At 59.1% G+C, this 18193-nt stretch carries 11 protein-coding genes; 7 read left to right on the forward strand and 4 right to left on the reverse strand.

What is annotated here, in order from left to right; all coding sequences use genetic code 11:
• Positions 1-75 precede the first annotated feature (75 nt).
• From GOX63_RS13325 to GOX63_RS13345, 5 genes are read left to right on the forward strand one after another with little or no spacing between them, the layout of a single operon-like run.
• Positions 76-3981: an Ig-like domain-containing protein gene (locus tag GOX63_RS13325; RefSeq protein ID WP_254435951.1), complete on the forward strand. Its 3906-nt coding sequence runs from the start codon at positions 76-78 to the stop codon at positions 3979-3981.
• A 58-nt stretch (positions 3982-4039) separates the two neighbouring features.
• Positions 4040-4858, forward strand: a complete 819-nt coding sequence (locus GOX63_RS13330) for a SapC family protein (RefSeq protein WP_170545950.1) — start codon at positions 4040-4042, stop codon at positions 4856-4858.
• Positions 4859-4865: 7 nt separating this feature from the next.
• Positions 4866-6209 carry a TolC family protein gene (locus GOX63_RS13335; RefSeq protein WP_170545953.1) on the forward strand — a complete coding sequence of 448 codons (1344 nt, stop codon included), beginning with the start codon at positions 4866-4868 and terminating at the stop codon, positions 6207-6209.
• A complete protein-coding gene (locus GOX63_RS13340) occupies positions 6206-8353 on the forward strand; it encodes a type I secretion system permease/ATPase (RefSeq protein WP_170326693.1) in 2148 nt (715 codons plus the stop codon). Before GOX63_RS13335 ends, GOX63_RS13340 begins: the two co-directional genes overlap by 4 nt.
• Positions 8337-9647, forward strand: a complete 1311-nt coding sequence (locus GOX63_RS13345; protein ID WP_170545956.1) for an HlyD family type I secretion periplasmic adaptor subunit — start codon at positions 8337-8339, stop codon at positions 9645-9647. Before GOX63_RS13340 ends, GOX63_RS13345 begins: the two co-directional genes overlap by 17 nt.
• Before the next feature lie 61 nt (positions 9648-9708).
• Here the strand turns inward: GOX63_RS13345 and GOX63_RS13350 are convergent, their stop codons facing one another.
• From GOX63_RS13350 to GOX63_RS13365, 4 genes are all read right to left on the reverse strand, one after another.
• Positions 9709-11496, reverse strand: coding sequence for an ABC transporter ATP-binding protein (locus GOX63_RS13350; protein WP_170545959.1), 1788 nt, complete (start codon positions 11494-11496; stop codon positions 9709-9711).
• A 283-nt stretch (positions 11497-11779) separates the two neighbouring features.
• Positions 11780-12481: a response regulator transcription factor gene (locus GOX63_RS13355; protein WP_170326690.1), complete on the reverse strand. Its 702-nt coding sequence runs from the start codon at positions 12479-12481 to the stop codon at positions 11780-11782.
• Complete coding sequence (locus tag GOX63_RS13360) at positions 12481-14346, reverse strand: hybrid sensor histidine kinase/response regulator (RefSeq protein WP_437436613.1); 1866 nt, start codon at positions 14344-14346, stop codon at positions 12481-12483. The genes GOX63_RS13355 and GOX63_RS13360 overlap by 1 nt, the downstream gene beginning before the upstream one ends.
• Before the next feature lie 105 nt (positions 14347-14451).
• The gene (locus tag GOX63_RS13365) at positions 14452-15984 is read right to left on the reverse strand and encodes an alkaline phosphatase family protein (RefSeq protein ID WP_170326688.1); all 1533 of its coding nucleotides are present in this window, start codon (positions 15982-15984) and stop codon (positions 14452-14454) included.
• Between the two features lie 274 nt (positions 15985-16258).
• Between GOX63_RS13365 and GOX63_RS13370 the strand changes: the two genes are divergently transcribed.
• Both GOX63_RS13370 and GOX63_RS13375 read left to right on the forward strand, forming a co-directional pair.
• A complete protein-coding gene (locus GOX63_RS13370) occupies positions 16259-17371 on the forward strand; it encodes an ABC transporter permease (protein ID WP_254435952.1) in 1113 nt (370 codons plus the stop codon).
• Position 17372: 1 nt separating this feature from the next.
• Positions 17373-18188 carry an ABC transporter ATP-binding protein gene (locus GOX63_RS13375; protein ID WP_170326686.1) on the forward strand — a complete coding sequence of 272 codons (816 nt, stop codon included), beginning with the start codon at positions 17373-17375 and terminating at the stop codon, positions 18186-18188.
• Positions 18189-18193: the final 5 nt, after the last annotated feature.

The raw sequence follows: 18193 nt of genomic DNA on the forward strand, positions 1-18193 counted from the left end.
AAAACGAGGAGTTCGGCTTCAGTTTAACTCAATTTTTTCTGGTCCGACCGCATGAGTCACCGAAGGGAAAGACAGATGAACAAAACCTGGACCCCTCGGGCGGGCGCGGAAACCACATGTGAGGGCAAGATGACCAAAGAACCCGATTCCAAAATCAATCCGGCTGCGGATCAGCCCGATTTCGAGCGTAAGCAGAACATTCGTCGGTGGATCGACGGCAAAATGCGCCGTTGGGCCGGTCGTGGCATTGCCGGTGGGCTCGGGTCGACAATCCTGGCTCTGCCCGCACTGGCGCAGGCCACTGTCGAAGAGCTTTATGCCTTCCAGTTCGCGGAAACGATTCCTGGGGTACGCTCGGTCAAGGTGTTGGATAATGGCGACGTTCTTCTGAAACTGGCCGATGGCCGAAAACTGGTTGTGGCCGCCGAAAATGTGCAGGTGCTGGACAGCGGAGCTGTCATGATTGCCGAGGGCGTCGTATCCGAGATCGCCCAATTCAGCATGGCCGAAGCCGGCGGCGCTGCTGCAGCCGGGGGGATCAGTGGAGCCGGAGCTGCTCTGGGTGGGCTGGGGCTGGCAGGCGCCGCTGCCGCTGGTGGCGGCGGCGGCGGAGGTGGAGGAGACGATGCGGCCCCAGCGCCTGCCCCAGCGCCTGCACCCAGTAATCCTGTTCTCAACCTCGCGGGTTCGCAAACCAACACTTTGAGCAGCGCCAGCATGAACCTCTCCGCGCCCGAAGGTACGGAAACAGTCGAAGTGACCATCGGCTCGGTCACCAAGACCGTGACACCCGAAGCGGACGGGTCCTGGAGCGTTTCACTGACCCCAGCCGAAGCCGCTGCCCTGCCGCAGGGTGAGCAAACCGTGACGATCCGCAATCTGGATTCCGCGGGGGCGGAACTGTCGTCTGAAACAGTTACATTCGACGTGGATACCACCCCTCCGACCCTGACAATCACCGGATTCTCCGACGGCGCGGTGATGAACGCGGCCGAACAGGCCACGGATATGACCATTACCGGTACGACAACGGCCGAAGACGGCCAGGCCGTCACCGTCACCATCTACGGACAAATCTATGAAGGCACGGTTGTCGGCGGACAATGGAGCGTAACGGTCCCTGCCGCAGGGCTGGCCGTCATGCCGGACGGCGCGACGATTGCGGTTACTGCGGACGTCACCGATCAGGCGGGCAACCCAGCCGCGCAAGCCGGTGCCAGCTTTGATACGGATTTTACCGCTCCGACGGTTTCATTGGACCCGGTTGCAGGCGGATCGATTGAATTGATCGATGTCAGCGCCGACCTAACGCTGACGGGATCGACCACTGCCGTCGATGGTCAGCCAATTACCGTGACTTTTGACGGTCAAACCTATTCGACCTCCGCAACGGGCGGCACTTGGAGCGTAGCAATCCCCAGCGCAGATCTGACTGGCCTGACGACTGGAGTACCCGCCGCATTCAACGTCACTGTTTCCGATGCGGCTGGCAACGTCTCTGTCCCGGCCTCGGCCTCTGTCCCGGTTGATTTGACGGGCCCATCCATCGCCGTATCTCCGTTGTCCGTCGGCGCAGTTCTGAATGCTGTCGAAGCAGGATCGGATCTGACGATCTCGGGCACGACCGGCAATGTGCAGGACGGTCAACAAGTCACGGTCACCCTGAACGGCCAGACCTATACCGATACCGTCACAGGCGGCACGTGGAGCGTGACAGTCCCAACCGCCGATCTGGCGACTCTGCCTGACGGAGGGAGTTTCACAATCTCTGCGGACGTTTCGGACGCCGATGGTCTGGCGGCCCCTCAAGCCAGCGTACCTCTGGCCAAGGATGCGACCGCCCCAACGCTTTCGATCGACAGCTTTTCGGACGGGGCCCTACTGAGCGCGGCTGAGCAGGGCACCGACCTGACCATCACGGGTTCGACCACGGCCGAGGACGGCCAGAGCGTGACCGTTTCGATGAACGGTCAAACCTACACTGGTGCCGTATCAGGTGGCACATGGTCCGTTACCGTTCCCACCGCGGATCTGGCAGCCTTGTCGGACGGGGCTACGATAGCGGTTACTGCAGATGTAACCGATCAGGCCGGGAACCCGGCGATCCAGGCCAGCAACAGCTTTGATACGGACTTCACCGCGCCGACAGTGATCATCACAAACCTGTCGGATGGAGCTATCATGAACGCCGCGGAACAGGGCACGGACCTGACGGTGACCGGCACCTCTGACGCGGCGGATGGCACCGTGGTCACGATCGAAATCGCCCGACCCGACGGCACCGTAGATGTCACCGGCACCACCACGGTCAGCAGCGGCACTTGGAGCTACACCGCCCCATCCTCGGACCTGGGCTCGTTGCAGGATGGCGTGTCGTATGACGTTGACGCTTCGGTGTCGGACCCCGCAGGCAACAGCGCAGGAGCAAGCACAAGCTTTGACACCGATTTCACGGCTCCGACCGTAACGCTTGATCCCTTGTCCGTGGGCTCCGAACTGGACGTGATCGAACAGGGCAGCGATCTGACGATCACGGGGGCCACAAACGCCGAGGACGGACAAACCGTGTCCGTCACCCTGAACGGCCAGACCTATTCCGGTGTCACCTCTGGCGGTACATGGTCGGCAACTGTCCCAACCGCCGATCTGGTGGCCCTGTCAGACAGTACCGGCTATCCGATCTCGGCCAGTGTATCCGATCAGGCTGGCAACCCCGCAACACCGGCCACGACTACTCTGACCACGGACTTCCGGCCGGTTTTGACCATGAACCCCGTCGGCACGAACAACGCGGTTTCGCTGGCTGACGCGCAAGCATCTGGCGTAACCGTTTCGGGAACATCGACCGGCCTGAGCGCTGGCCAGGCGGTGGATATTTCCCTCAACGGTAGCCCGATTGGCAGCACGACTGTGGCGGCAGATGGCAGTTGGTCTTTGGCCGTCCCGGCCTCAGATTTCTCGGGTATCGACTCGGGTGATGCCCTTGATTTCTCGGCGGATGCTACGGTTTCCGGCGGGCCGGACCCTGTAACCGCGACGGACGAGAACACCGCGCACGAACCTGCGAGCTATGTCATCACTCAGGCCGGAATTTCCGGGAGCACGGTGACTTTCGAGGTCTACGCGGACTCGGACACGGATATTTCTGGCGGCTTCGCTCTCGCTATGAATCTGGGCTTCGACCCTTCGGTTGTGACCTACGATCTTGGGTCTGAAGTGCGAGGCAGTGGTCTTATCAGTTTGGTTGCCAACCCAGACGGAGCCTCGGTGATCCGTTACTCCGGCATCTCTGGCATTCCCGACGGTATCAACCCGGTCATTGACTTGAGCCAGCCCGTGATGACCTTCGACATGACGGTCATCGATGCAACCAAACCCATTGAGCTGACGGTTGCGACTTCGGTTGGTGGGCATTCCGTCTTTCAACTCGGTACCAACGGTGATGACACGCTGGTCGCAACCAATGTGGACAACATCATCCGCGGGCAGGACGGCAACGATGCGATTGATGTCTCGGCTGCAGGGCGTGACGTCGTCGTGTTCGAGGCAGACACGGTAGCCAACGGCGTCGACACAGTGACAGGTTTCACGATCGGCCCGGCGGCCGAGGTGACGGATGCCATCATGTTCAGCGGCCTGAGCGTCGGAACCCTGCGCGGTGACGGAACAGACGTCGAAACGCTGGCCGTTGGCGATGCGATCGGCGCCGATACCGGTGTTGTTGGTCTGACAACGGCTTTGGGCGATTTGTCCCAAAGCACGATCGAAACCGCGGTTGAGAGCTTTTCCGGGCTTCAGGCAGGTGACGAAATCTACGTCATGGCCACGGACGGGACTGACAGTGTTTTGATCAAGGTCGACTACAGCGCTCCGAACTCAGCATCTGTTGAAACCGTCGCGCAATTCACCGGCCTGGATGACCTGTCCGGCCTGAGCGCGGACAACATCCTGCATACCGATCCCACCGGAGCAACCGCCTGATCATCAAAATGGCTGCCGGTCACTCTGATCGGCAGCCATAGTAAAAAATGGGGCAATAATGGCGCAGAACGGCCTGGTTCCAGTTACCGTCGCACGGCACGGGCAACAGTACTGGAAACGTTTCAACTCTTACGAATTTGCAGCCAATCGCGCTGACTGCGCAATTGTATTGCAGGAAGCTCCACAAATTGCCGCGGCCTTTCCGATTGTGTTCAGGGAATTTGGCGGGGGCGTTGAACCCAGGGCCGTGTTGTCCCTGACAGACGATATGCCCACGCCTTTCGTTTCGCAGGAAGGACGGTGGCTGGCGAGTTATGTTCCGTCCGAGCTGCGGTGCCATCCCTTTCAGGCACAGCCCCTCGGACAAAACACGCCCGACGGATCTGCCCTGTTTCAACTGAATGTGGATGAAACATCTGGTCTGCTCAGCACCAATCCGAAAGACGAGCCCTTCTTTGATCCGGCCGGAAATCTGTCACCTGCATTGCGGGACGTGCAGCGATTTCTTCAAACCCGCGTTGCGGCCCGCGAGACGACTCTGGAGCTGTGCCAGACACTCAGGGTCATGGGGCTATTTGAACCCGCTGAATCCCACGACGGTGTCGCTTTGCCGTTCGGGTCATTGGGCATTTCAGCCCCGCGGCTCAAGAAACTGTCGGCGGCAGAGAAACTGAAACTGCTCGATTCGGATGCGTTGCTGCTGGTCCATGCTCACCAAATCTCGCTTTGCCATTTCGCTTGGCTGGCACGGGTGCAGCAACAGTTAGCAGAGCAAAACTCACAACAGAAATACACCGAAAATTCAGACATTTCCGGTTTCCTTAGTGCAATGGCCAACGCGCAGAATGACGATGTCCTCGGAACCAGTGGGGTGTGAAACACCTATGCCTATACTCAATCGCAGACTTGGATTTGCACCTTTTCTTTTCATTGCCGTCATGTTGTCGGCCTGCACGCCCACGCCTGACCTGACAGGGGTTGAGATGTCCCTGTCCAGCGGTGCGGTCGGGGCCGGCGCGAGCGCACCTGCGCCTCGGCTGGCGCAGAGTGGGTTTGGTCAGCGGATCAGGGCTGCTGTCGAAACAAACCCGGATCTGGCGCAAAGTGCCACGAGGCTGGAGATAGCTGCAGCCAACGAGGATGCCGCCAAAGGAGCATTTTTACCCCGCCTGTCCGTCGGCGTAAACGCACGGTCCGAACGTATCGACTCCGACATTGCCGATGTCACCCCGTACCTGCGCATTTCACAGTTGGTATACGACGGCGGCGCTGCGTCGAATGATCTGACCGCAGCAAAAGCCCGCGTGTTGCAAAGCCGCGGAGACCAGGTACAGACGGCATCGGCCGTCGCGCTGTCAGCAATCGAAGCCTATGTCGTGGTTCTTGACCGGCGGAAAATTCTGGAAATATCGACAAGGAACGTAGCGGTTCATGAAGAGCTGGTGCGCCAGATCACAGAACGTACGGAACAGGGTGTGGGATCGAATGCTGACGTTTTGACGGCGCGCTCACGCATGGCAGATGCGCAGACGAGGATGGCAGATGCAAGGGCACGCCTGGACCGGGCAGACGCCCAATATCGGGAGTTCTTTGGTGCTGCTCCAGCGGCTCTCCCACCGCCTGTCACGGCTCCGAAACTGTCGCGGACCGATACTCAGATCGTTATGGATAGCCCGCAGGTCAGGCGAGCCGACGCAGCCCTGCTGTCGGCAAAGGCGGAGCAGGCCGCCGCCCTCGCACGCCGCCAGCCGGGCGTTGAAATCGCAGCTTTTGCCGACCGGGATGACAGCAATGACGCGAATTTCGGGGTCGATCTGTCTTTCAACTACGAAATCGACAGTACGGGGCAACGACGGGCCGCCATTGCGGCCGCCGAGGCCCAGGTAAAAGAAGCGGAATTCGCACGGGACTCGGTCATCCGGAACATTCGCCGTGAGCTGGGGTTCGTCCGCTCTGACCAGCAAGCCGGCGCAATTCGCCTTCAGGCAGCCCGGGTTGCCGTGCAGGCCAACGCCGACAGTGTCACCGCCGCACGCGAACAGTTTACCATCGGCAGGCGCAGCTTGATCGAAATTCTGGATGCACAGCGGGATTATGTGAACGCGCAGGAAAGACTGATCTTGGCCGAACAGAACTTCTTTCTGACCAACTACGCCGCGCTGAGCCTCACGGGCGACATCCTGGATCTGCTGGGCGTCTCAACGGTGAAATGGGGTGACGGTCTATGACACAGCTTTTGCCTATATCGTGCGCGCCTTCGCTTTCTCCACTCGAGGCTTGTCTGCTGCATGTCGGGGCCCAACTGGACCGCCCTTTGACATTGGCCGCCTTGCACGCTGCCCAAACCGGCGCATCAGATAAACTTACCCTTCGCGACGCCATCGAAGTGGCACAAAGTGCCGGTTTGCAGGCTGGTTATGGCAAGCACAGGTTGCAGGGCTTTGACACGACCCTGTCACCTGCCCTGTTGATTTTGGAGAACGACAAAGCCGTTGTGTTCCACGGCCGCACGCGTGACGGGAGCCTTCTGATATTCGACCCCGACCTCGGGGACGGGATCGGCGAAGTGTCTGAGGACAAACTGGGCCGCACGTATACCGGATACGCAATCCTGTTTCGCCGCGACCATCGGGCCGAGGTATCGGGCGGTGAATCCCCCTCGGCCGATCATTGGTTCTGGTCGGCGATGGCGGCAAACCGGTGGTCCTATACGCAAGTGGTTCTGGCCGCGGCGCTGGCAAACTTGCTGGGCCTGTCCACATCGATCTTCATCATGGTTGTCTATGACCGCGTATTGCCCAACGAGGCCACCGAATCCTTGATCGCCCTGACTGCCGGTGTGGGTCTCGCCTTGGGGTTCGACTTCCTATTGAAATTGTTGCGCGCCGGATTCATCGACCGCGCCGGACAAAGGGCCGACATGCAGATGGGGCGGCGTGTTTTCGATCAGGTCCTGAACATCCGCATGAAGTCTCGTACCGGGTCAACCGGCGCCATGGCAAGCACTGTGCGAGAGTTCGAAACCCTTCGCGAGTTTTTTACTTCGGCAACGCTGGTTGCGTTGGTCGATCTGCCATTCATTGCCCTGTTCGTCTTTGTCATCCATCTGGTCGGCGGTCCGCTGGCCCTGATCCCTGCCCTTGCGGTTCCGATTGTCTTGCTGGCCGGAGTGGCCGTTCAGCCAATACTGTCGCGTCTGGCCGAAAAAAGCTTCTCCGACGGCCAGTCCAAGCAATCTGTTTTGGTGGAAACCGTTTCGGGGCTTGAGACGATCAAGACCACAGCGGCGGCCAGACCAATGCGAACCCGCTGGGAAAACGCGATCGAGCGTCAATCCTCGCACGGTGCGCGCAGCCGTATGGTAACCCAGTTCGCCCTGAACCTGACCGGCTTCACCCAGCAGGCCGCGCAGGTTTTGATCGTTTTTTATGGCGTGTTTCTGATCACCGATGGGCAAGCGAGCATGGGAGCGCTGGTTGCCTCTGTGATGCTGACCGGGCGCGCGCTGGCTCCGCTGGGACAGCTTGCCCAGACCCTGACCCGTGTCAATCAGGCCCGCAGCGCGTATCGCAATCTGAACGCATTGATGCAGGCCGAGAGCGAACGGCCGCATGGACGCAGTTGGATCAGCCGGAACAGCTTTGATGGGCGCGTCAGTTTCAAGAATGTCCATTTCGCCTACCCGGATCAGGCCGAAGATACATTGGCCGGGGTGTCCTTTTCGATCGAACCCGGTGAAAAGGTTGCGATTTTGGGGCCAATCGGCTCCGGAAAAAGCACGATCTCGCGTCTGTTGCTTGGGCTTTACGAGCCGCGAACCGGTTCTGTCCTGCTGGATGGCGTGGATATCCGCCAGATTGATCCGGGTGATCTGCGCCGCAATGTCGGCTCCGTGTTGCAGGACATCTGGCTGTTTTCCGGGACCGTGCGTGAAAACATCAGCAGCGGCACTGTTCGGCCACGGGATCAGGATCTGATCCGCGCAGGAAAAGTGGCCGGAGTGGAAGACTTCGTCGCCCAACATCCCAACGGATACGATCTTCAACTGGCCGAGCGCGGCGAAGGACTGTCCGGCGGGCAACGACAGGCCATCGCGCTGGCCAGAGCCCTGATCGGACGCCCTCCGGTTCTGCTATTGGATGAACCCACCAGTGCGATGGACGTGAAAACCGAAGCCGAGGTGATCGGGCGCCTCAAACAGGCAACTCAGGACACCACGATGGTCATCGTCACCCATCGCACCAGCCTGTTGGAACTGGTCGACCGGGTCATTGTCATCGAAGGCGGGCGTGTGGCTGCCGATGGTCCCAAGAGTATGCTCGCTCAACACGCCCGCAAAGCAGGGAGGCATCTGAATGTCGCGGCATCCTGACCTCGCCACCCTTGCGCGTGAGATGCGCGGACGCTCACCGATACGCGGTTCCCTACTTTTGCTGGTGATCGCCTCCTGCCTGATCGCACTGGGCCTTTGGGCGCATTTGACCGAGTTAGACGACGTGACCCGGGTGGATGGACGGATTGTGCCTTCGGCCGACGTGCAGGTGATCGAAGCCACGGAACCCGGAGTTCTGCAATCATTGAAAATTCGGGAAGGACAGGTGGTCGACAAGGGCATGTTGTTGATGGAGTTCGAAACAACCCAGATCGACAGCCAGTTCAGCCAGGAGCAGCAACGCGCTTACGGCCTGATGGCGCGAACGCAACGCCTGCAAGCCGAAATCGACGGCACTGACCTCAGTTTTTCGTCGGAACTGATCAAAGGCGCCCCCGAGGTCGTCCGATCAGAAGCCGCCCTGTACCAAGGGCGACAATCTGAGTTGCACGCCGAAATAGCCATCCTTGAACGCCAACGCCAACAAAGGCAGCAGGAGTATGAAGAAGGCCTTGTGGACCGGATCACCGCCGACGAAACGCTCAGGCTTTTGGCGGAAGAGCGCGCGATGATGGAACCTCTGGTGGAAAAACGGATGGAACCCGCAACCACGCTATTGACGCTGCGCCGCGGAGAGGCCGAATGGGAAGGTCGGAAAACCCGTGCTGTGGCCGCGAGCAAAAGACTGAAGACCGGATTGGACGAAATAGATGACCGCATCCGCGCGACCCGCAGCCGGTTTCGCAGCGCCGCGCTGACCGATCTGGCGGTGGCAACCACCGAACTTGCCGCGCTGCAACCGGTCTTGCCCGCACTTCGGGATCGGGCCGATAGGGCGCAGGTGCGGTCTCCGGTGCGCGGCATCGTCAACCGGGTGCATCGCAGCACAATCGGAGGAATGGCGCGAAGCGGGGAGGAACTGATTGAGATCGTACCCCTGAATGACACGCTGCTGGTCGAAGCCTACGTACGGCCGGAAGACATTGCGTTCCTGCACGCGGGGCAGTCCGTCAAGGTCAAGATCACGGCCTATGATTTTGCCCGATATGGGGCGTTGGACGGCCAGATCATGCGGATCGGTGCCGATACGATCACACGGTCCGAGCGCAACGACGAAGAGGTTTTCGTCGTCGAGATTGAAACCAGCAATGCGATGCTCGATGCCGACGGCGTCGCCGTCGAAATCATCCCCGGCATGATTGCCGAGGTTGATATCCTGTCGGGCCGCAAAACGGTTCTGGAATATCTGCTGCAGCCCGTGGTCAAAATCAAGGACAGAGCTTTGCGCGAATAGGGACCTCGACAGTCGGCACAGACCCGGCAAGTACCGACTGAATCCCTTGGGCTCCCAGACGTTATTGCGAGGAGGTTGCTTCCTCGGCAGCCGGCTGTTTGAACTGGTGGTCGAACAACTGACGGAACACCCCGTCCTTCTCGATCAGCGATTCAAGATTGCCTTCTTCAAGAACTTCGCCGTCCTGAATGACGAAGATCTTGTCCGCCTCAAGTACGGTCGACAACCTGTGGGCGATGACGATAGTCGTTACATTCTCGGTCAGCTTGTCCAGAGCTTTTTTCACAAGCGTCTCGGATTCCGCATCGAGGGCACTGGTCGCTTCGTCCAGCAACAGGATTTCGGACTTGCGCAGAATCGCACGCGCGATGGCCAGCCGCTGTTTTTGCCCGCCGGACAAAAACGCGCCCCTCTCTCCAACCGGGGTATCGTAGCCATATTCCAGCTTGCTGATGAAATCGTGGGCATGGGCGGCACGGGCGGCTTCCATTACCTCTTCGTCAGTGGCGTCGGGCCGCGCATACCGCAGGTTATCCATGACTGAAGCCGAGAACAAAAACGTCTCCTGGCCAACATAGGATATCTTTTGCCGCAATGAGGCGAAGGTGACGCCCTGCAAGTCCTGACCATCAATTTCGACCGCCCCGGAATCGGGATCGTAAAACCGCAAGATCAGACCGAAGATTGTTGATTTGCCACCACCCGACTGACCAACCAAAGCCGTGGTTTTACCCGCCTCGAAGGTTAGGTTCATATTCGAGATAACCGGGGTATCCCCTTTGTAGCCAAAGGTAAGGTCCTTAAGGCGGATTTCGCCCGGTCCGGGTTCCATTGCCTTGGCGTCGGGGCGTTCACGCATGGGTTCTTCTTCATCCAGAAGTTCGAACATCATACCGATTGGAACAAGCGTCGTCTCAATGACAACGCGCATCCGCGACAATCGTTTTGCGGGTTCATACGCCATCAAAAGGGCCGTGATAAACGACATCAACTGGCCTGCAGACGTTGGTTCGCTGTCTCCGAAGCCAATGGCACTGATCACCAGGATGCCCGCAATCGCAAGACCCGCCAGAAACTCCATCAGAGGGCTGGCAACAGACTGCAGTTTGGAAATCGAGTTCGCCCGTTCTTCGACGGCCCGAATTGCGCCGTTCATCCGACCGGTCATATGTTTCTCAAGAGCGAAAACCTTGATGATCGTGATGCCGCCAGATGTCTCTTGCAGAACCTTGATGATTTCGGACAGGGCCATCAATTCGGACTGCATGATCGCTTTGACGCGCTTCAGCAGCATCCGAACACTCACCAATGCCACCGGGCCTACGACAAAGAACAATACAGACAGCATCGGCTGCTGATAGATCATCACGAAGACAAGACCGACCAAAGTCAGCAGATCGCGCACAAAGCTTGTCACGACGACGTCAACCAGCACTCTGGCTGCCTGCGCACCATTAGTGACTCGCATCAACAAGCCGGAGGATTCGTTTCTGGAGAAAAAGCCAACCCCGCGCTTGATCAGCTTCGCGTACAAGCGTTCCTGCTGAACAGCGATAATACGGTTCCCGGCCCGCGCCAGAAAAACCGCCTGAACGTAAGAGGCGGCTGCCTTGCTAAAAAACAACCCGATTACGGCAAGGGCGACCCATCCAACCTTGGACCGCATTTCTGGCTCAGTCATCGCGTTGACAATGTTTTCCATCATCCACGCGGTTCCTGCAGTTGTCCCGGCAACCACAACCATGGCAGCCATCGCGATCCCGTATAACCAACCTTGGTTTCGAAGACTCTCGCCCAGCAAACGGCCGATATGACTGGATTTCCATTTGGCCCAGGTTTTATTGAACATTTTTTTCTCCAAAACCTTCAGCGGTTCCGATGCCTGACGGCGACATGGTCTTACCTCATTCCCAACCCGCTCCATTGCGGCAACGGTCGGGCACGGTGCTGTTAGTTATGCGCGACTGCCCCAAGAATCCATAGGCAGCATGCAGATATTGAGGCCGATGTGTCCCGGTTGACATCAAGTGCAGTCTTTTCGGCCCAATTCGCACATAACAACATGTAATTCCTAGTCTTTTTTATCGTTGGGACAACAAAGTCAATCAAACCGCAAGATTTTGATCGGCGTTTTACCGCCACTCGACATCCCCCAAAAAAATATATCCCGCACCATAGATCGTCTTGATAAGGCGCGGATTTTTGGGATCCTCGCCCAGTTTCGTTCGCAGCCGGGATATCCGTACATCCATCGCCCGGTCGAAACTGTCACCTGCGGCACCGCCCAGTGCTTCCTGCATCTGGGCCCGGCTGATCAGGCGTTTGGGACTTTCCAGAAACAGCCGCAAAACCTCGCCTTCCGCATGGCTGAACGGTGTTTCCGTTCCGCTGCCATCCTCCAGAACGTAACGATCAAAATGCGCGGTCCAGCCATTGAAACGTGCCACATCCGATTGCGACGCCTGCGCGCGCGGGGACCGCAACCTTGCCCGGATGCGGGCCACGACCTCGGCAGGGTCGAACGGTTTGGTGATGTAATCATCGGCCCCTAGCTCCAGTCCAGTGACGCGATCCTGCACCTGGGCCCGGCCCGAAATGATGATCACCGCCGCCCCCTGTTCCAGCGCCAGCCGGTGAACAAGCGCGAGACCGTCAGTGTCTGGCAAGGACAAATCGACCAGGCACACATCCGGCGTCACGCGTTTCAACGCAGCTTCGAATTCCCGAGCGCGGGAAAAGCTCTGGGTACGAAAGCCCGCCTCTTCCAGCGCGTCGGTCAGAACACGCCGGATTTCGGGCTCATCATCGACAATAGTGACCAGTGGTTGTGTCATCAGGCGGCCTCAGTTCGGATCAGGGCGGAGAGTTGCGCCCGTGTAAACGGCTTGCTCAGCACCGGTGCCAGCGTCAGCGCCCGCCGATGCAGTGGATCAGAATAGGGCAATGAGGTCATAAGTATACAAGGCAGCGCAGGCTTAAGCTGTGCCAGCAAATCCAGACCGGTCCCCTGCCCTTCCAAACGAATGTCCGACAGCACAAAAGCAATGTCGTCGATATCCGCCGTCAGCGCTAGGGCTTCGTCGACCGAGGTTGCCTCGATCACCGAGAACCCAAGCTCGACCAGCATATCCCGAAACTGCCAACGCAGGTCGTCATTGTCTTCGACCAGTAGGACAAGGCCCTCCTGTTTCGGTGGGGCCGGACGATAGGGCAAACGCATGGCCACAGTCGCGCCCGAAGGAGTATTGCGCAGGTTCAGATCTCCTCCCGCAAGTTTCACGGTGTCGTAGACCATTGGCAAACCCAGCCCGGACCCTTTGCTGCCTTTGGTAGTGAAGAACGGGTTCAGAGCCTTCTCCAAGCCTTCCTCGGAAAAGCCTGATCCGGTGTCCGAGACCGCGATTTCAATCCAGATGTCGCCAATCTTATGCGCACTGATGGTGATCTGACCGAACCCGCCGCAGGCATCACGTGCGTTCAGCACCAGATTTAAAAGCGCGTCCTGAACCATGCCTGGGTCCAGCATCAACGCCTCGTCGGGCAAAGTGTTGACCACCGACAGCCCCACGCCGCGCGGCAAGGAGGGAGAGGCCAGAACGCGCAGATCCTCCAGCAGACCACGCATATCGGTCGCTTTCGGCTGAAAGGTGCGGTTTCCGGTCATGTCCGCGATCCTGTTCAACAACTGCCCGCCCCGCCGGGCGGTTTGCTGGGTGGCATTCACCAGTTCCCGAGCCTCGGCCGGCAGGTCCATCTTTTCCAGCCGCGACTGCATTCCCAGAATGATCGTCAACAGGTTTGAAAAATCATGCGCCAGCCCGCTGGTCATCTGCGCCGCCATCGCCCGGCGTCGGGTCTGTTGCAGGGCAACGCGAGCCTGAGTTTCCTCGGTGATGTCGACCGACATCACATAGACGCCACCTTCACCATCCGGGGAAAACGACACGCGGATACGGCGGGAATCCTGATCTTCGGTAAACTCGAACACCGATGCTTCGCCGCCATAGGCCTTTTTCAGATGGGGTTCGACACGCGGGAAGGCCGCGGACCCCAAAGCCGCTGAGACATGCATACCCAGAATTTCAGAGGGGCGGCCCGGCATGACCGAGCTGAGCCGGCGGTTCGAATAATCATAGCGCCCGTCCGGGTCCAGATGCGCGATATGGGCCGGCATCATCTCGGTCGTCATACGCGTGCGGGCTTCGATCTCGGTCAGCTGGCGTTTGGCCTCTTCCAGCGCGGCATTGGTGGCGGCCAGTTTTCGGTTGGTTGCCGAAAGCTCTTCGGCACGGTCCAGCAACTGGCCCGACAATTCCTCGGATCGGGCGCGCAGCAGGGCCTCGGCTTTTTTGGTGTTAGTGATATCGGTGTAAACGGAAACCCAGCCGCCTTTGGGCAGAGGCGCCCCTTCGACCGAAATCACCCGACCGTTGGCACGCACACGTTCCATGTAATGCGGTTCAAAGGTCAGCGCCTGTTGAACCCTCAACTCTACGGTTGCTTCTACATCCGCGTCTGTGCCGTATTCACCCCGCGCTGCCAGAAAGCGGATCGTGTCCCGGAACAGCGCTCCGGGTAGGACCAGTTCGTCCGGCAAATCGAACATCACCTGAAACGGCCGGTTGCTGACAACCAACCGCAATTGGCTGTCATAAATCGACAACGCCTGCCCGATCAGATTCAGACCGGCGGTCGTCATTTCCTTTATGTGCTTTTCGGTAATGTCCAAATTCGCCCTCCCCGTAGCACATGCGTAACACCGGATCTGCCACAGGTGTAGAGGGCACAGACGCGACAGATTGGGTCAGTATCGCGGTTTGGTCTTTGCCCCGTCCGATGTCAGGGAACACAGCGACAGCGTGTGATCCATGTTGCGCATCCGGTGCCGAAGCATCATCCGCCCCAGACGCGCGAGGTCCGCGGCATAGTCGGTGCTCTCGGCAACATTCTCCATTTCGCCCTTGCCCTGATGGTCAAACAGAAGCGGCGGCAGATCGGCGGCGAATTCGACCAGCGTGAAACGGTCATCCCGCAAGATATCCAAACACGAGTCGCTGTTGCCCGTACCCAGCTTCTGTTGCCACAAGCTGGGGTTTTCGGGGGCCGAAAAATCCAGTTCGCTGAACGAATAGCTGCGCCAATCCTCCGGGATCTGCCCTTGCAGCAACGGCATCAGGGATCGCCCGTCCATCGCGTTCGGGATCGGCGACCCCGCCCAATCCAGTATGGTCGGGGTGATGTCGATGGATTCTGTTGGCACAGTAACCACGGTTCCCGCCTGATCGTGATTACCGGGCATCCGGATGATCAGCGGCGTGTGATAGGCTGCGTCATAAACCGTCATCTTGCCCCAGGTGTGGCGGTCGCCCAACATCTCTCCGTGGTCGGCGGTGATCACCACAAGGGTATTGTCATATTGACCACTGTCCTTGAGGAACTGGATGACACGGCCGACATGATGATCCACTTCGGTCGCCAGTCCCAGATAGACCGAGCGTAGTGTCCGGGCGTTTTCGGGCGTCGGATCCACGTTATCGAACCCTTCGACGAAATCCTTCGCCGATTGCTTTTCCATCGCGGGGCCAAAGAAGGGGTGCATCGCACTTTCGTCAGCAGTATTTGAGAACCCGGCCGGCAGGGGCAGCGCATCCGGATCGTACATATCATTGTAAGGGGCCGGCGCGACCAGAGGCGGGTGTGGACGGATATAGGTCAGATGCGCAAACCAGTTCTGGTCCTTGAACGGCGCCATGCTGCTGAGGAACGCATCGGTCAGAAAGGCGGTGTCGCTGTCCTCGGCCCGATATAGGGCAGGATCGTTCAGGCGCGGCGCACCACCGTTTAGCGAAACCGGCTTGTACACGTCCCAGTATTTCTCAAATTCGTACCCTTTCTGCATCAGATATGACTGCCAGGGATAAGACTCCTCCAACCGCATTTCGATGACTTCGTGAAATCCGGCCATAGGGTTTTCATAGGACTTCAGGATCGGATCGCCCGGATCGAAGACTCGCGGATCGGCTGATGTGTCGGTATAGCCGAACAGCATGGGTAGGTAGCCAGCCTTGCGCATCTCGGTCGCTATGCTTGGGGTGTCATGCCGCAAAGGTGTGCCATTGCGGATTGACCGATGGTTCATCGCATATTGCCCCGTCAGGATCGAGGCGCGCGACGGCCCGCAAGGGTTGGTGACCGAAAAGTGCCGGTCAAAGGTCACCGCCTCATCCATGAATGCGCGCAGGTTTGGCAGATCGACATGGGCCGCAAGGGCCCCGTTCAGGCAGTCCGCCCGCAACTGGTCGATGATGATGAACAGGACATTTCCGGGTTTCTGCATTTGGCCTAACCTGATTCCACCGTGGCGTTTCAGCTGTGATCTTTGTCGCGGTTCGGGCGATCGGGCAACTACTTCCTGACCTTGGGTTTTGATCAGGCATAAAAACTGAACTTAAACGAAAAGCAGGGTTGATTCACGCATTCGACCGCACCGGCGCCGGGTCGCTCCGAAATTGTCACACTACTGCTATTGCACGGCGGCAATTCCCGGCGCTGCGCAGAAATCCGTTGCAGCCCAACACGGTTTCACATCACATATCGACATGACGCAGCCCATGATACATCCGGACCATGACGCCGACGGCGTCTGCCTGCGTGTTTCGGGCGAAATGCTGACCCAGTCTCTGGAAAAAGTGGAACAGGCATTCGCGGCGATAAAGCCGCAGGGTGGCCAGGTCACATTTGACCTGTCCAAAATCGAAGCGCTGGATACCGGCGGAGCCTGGCTGATTGCTGATCTGGCACGGCGGGAGCGCGCCGCCGGAGCCGAAGTCCGGTTCGAAGGGCTGAGCCCGGCCCATTCCGCCCTGCTTGAGACCGTAGCCGAGAACATACCCGACGATCCGGGGATCGTAGCCGAACGCCGCAGCTTTGCCGACTGGGTCGCCAGTATTGGCATGCGCACCGTCGGGTCGTGGAAAGACACGCTTTCGATGTTGGGTTTTCTGGGCCTGACGCTGCATCGATTGGTCCGAACCATAGTGATGCCGTGGCGGCTGCGCCGGGCCGCACTGGTGTCGCAGATGGAAGAGGTCGGCTTCAAGGCGATCCCGATTGTGGCCCTGATGGGATTCCTGATCGGTGTCGTGCTGGCCTTTCAGGGCGCCACCCAGCTGAAACAGTTCGGGGCCGAGATTTTCGTGGTCGAGCTGATCTCGATCTCGGTGCTGCGTGAGTTGGGCATCCTGCTGACGGCCATCATCGTTGCGGGCCGGTCCGGGTCGGCCTTCACCGCGTCGATCGGATCAATGAAAGTGCAGGAAGAGATCGACGCCATGCGCACGCTGGGTCTGGACCCGATTGAGGTGCTGGTAATCCCGCGGGTCGTGGCCCTGTTGATAATGCTGCCGATCCTTGGCTTCATTTCCGATATGGCAGCCCTTTTTGGCGGTGGCTTGATGAGCTGGATCGATCTGGACATCAGCCCCGGCATGTTCGTGACCCGTTTGAAGGAAAGCACCGGTATCTGGCATTTCGCCGTCGGCATGATCAAAGCCCCGTTCTTTGCGCTGGTGATCGGCGTGATTGCGTGCTGGCAGGCGATGCAGGTCAAGGGATCGGCCCAAAGCGTCGGCCAGAGAACAACGGCCTCGGTGGTGCAAGCCATCTTCATGGTCATTGCGCTGGATGCTCTGTTCTCGATCTTCTTCTCGGCGTTGGACGTCTGACATGGACGGAACCGTGCTGGAACAGACCTCGGATACCAACGCCCAGCGTGAGGCGGTGATCCGCGTGCGCAACCTGACCAACCGGTTCGGACCGCAGGTCGTGCACGACAACCTCAATCTGGATGTCTGGCGCGGCGAGGTGCTGGGCATCGTTGGCGGCTCGGGCACTGGTAAGTCGGTGCTGCTGCGCACGATTGTCGGGCTGAACAAACCCGCCTCTGGCACTATCGAGGTGCTGGGTGTCGACGTGTTGAACGGCCCGGAACAGGAACGCCGACGCATCGAAAAGCGTTGGGGCGTTGCGTTTCAGGACGGCGCCCTGTTTTCCTCGCTGACCGTTTTGCAGAACGTCATGGCGCCGCTGCGCGAACACACAGGCATCAGCGAAAAGCTGATGCAGGCCCTAGGAAGTCTGAAGATCAGCCTTGTCGGCCTGCCGCAACTGAGTTGCGGCAAATTCCCCTCGGAACTGTCGGGCGGGATGCGCAAACGTGCGGCCTTGGCTCGCGCCTTGGCGCTGGACCCCGAGATCGTGTTTCTGGACGAGCCCACCGCCGGGTTAGACCCGATCGGGGCAGCGGCCTATGACGAACTAATCGGAGAATTGCAGCACGCGCTGGGGCTTACCGTCTTCATGGTCACGCATGATCTGGACAGCCTTTATGCGATTTGTGACCGCATCGCGGTTCTTGCGGAAAAACGCGTTCTGGTTGAAGGACCGATTGAAGAAATGACCAAAGTCGATCATCCTTGGGTGCAGGAATACTTCACCGGCCCCCGGGCGCGCGCGGCGCAAGAGAAGGGGCAGGACAGGTAGAGGCC

This window comes from Ruegeria arenilitoris, assembly GCF_013031355.1.
GTDB lineage: Bacteria > Pseudomonadota > Alphaproteobacteria > Rhodobacterales > Rhodobacteraceae > Ruegeria > Ruegeria arenilitoris_C.

What these genes read in the sequence shown, in the direction of transcription:
- GOX63_RS13325 (WP_254435951.1), top strand. Translation starts at nt 76, where the DNA reads ATGAACAAAACCTGGACCCCTCGGGCGGGCGCGGAAACCACATGTGAG.
- GOX63_RS13330 (WP_170545950.1), top strand. Translation starts at nt 4,040, where the DNA reads ATGGCGCAGAACGGCCTGGTTCCAGTTACCGTCGCACGGCACGGGCAA.
- GOX63_RS13335 (WP_170545953.1), top strand. Translation starts at nt 4,866, where the DNA reads ATGCCTATACTCAATCGCAGACTTGGATTTGCACCTTTTCTTTTCATT.
- GOX63_RS13340 (WP_170326693.1), top strand. Translation starts at nt 6,206, where the DNA reads ATGACACAGCTTTTGCCTATATCGTGCGCGCCTTCGCTTTCTCCACTC.
- GOX63_RS13345 (WP_170545956.1), top strand. Translation starts at nt 8,337, where the DNA reads ATGTCGCGGCATCCTGACCTCGCCACCCTTGCGCGTGAGATGCGCGGA.
- GOX63_RS13350 (WP_170545959.1), bottom strand. Translation starts at nt 11,496, where the DNA reads ATGTTCAATAAAACCTGGGCCAAATGGAAATCCAGTCATATCGGCCGT.
- GOX63_RS13355 (WP_170326690.1), bottom strand. Translation starts at nt 12,481, where the DNA reads ATGACACAACCACTGGTCACTATTGTCGATGATGAGCCCGAAATCCGG.
- GOX63_RS13360 (WP_437436613.1), bottom strand. Translation starts at nt 14,346, where the DNA reads ATGACGACCGCCGGTCTGAATCTGATCGGGCAGGCGTTGTCGATTTAT.
- GOX63_RS13365 (WP_170326688.1), bottom strand. Translation starts at nt 15,984, where the DNA reads ATGCAGAAACCCGGAAATGTCCTGTTCATCATCATCGACCAGTTGCGG.
- GOX63_RS13370 (WP_254435952.1), top strand. Translation starts at nt 16,259, where the DNA reads ATGATACATCCGGACCATGACGCCGACGGCGTCTGCCTGCGTGTTTCG.
- GOX63_RS13375 (WP_170326686.1), top strand. Translation starts at nt 17,373, where the DNA reads ATGGACGGAACCGTGCTGGAACAGACCTCGGATACCAACGCCCAGCGT.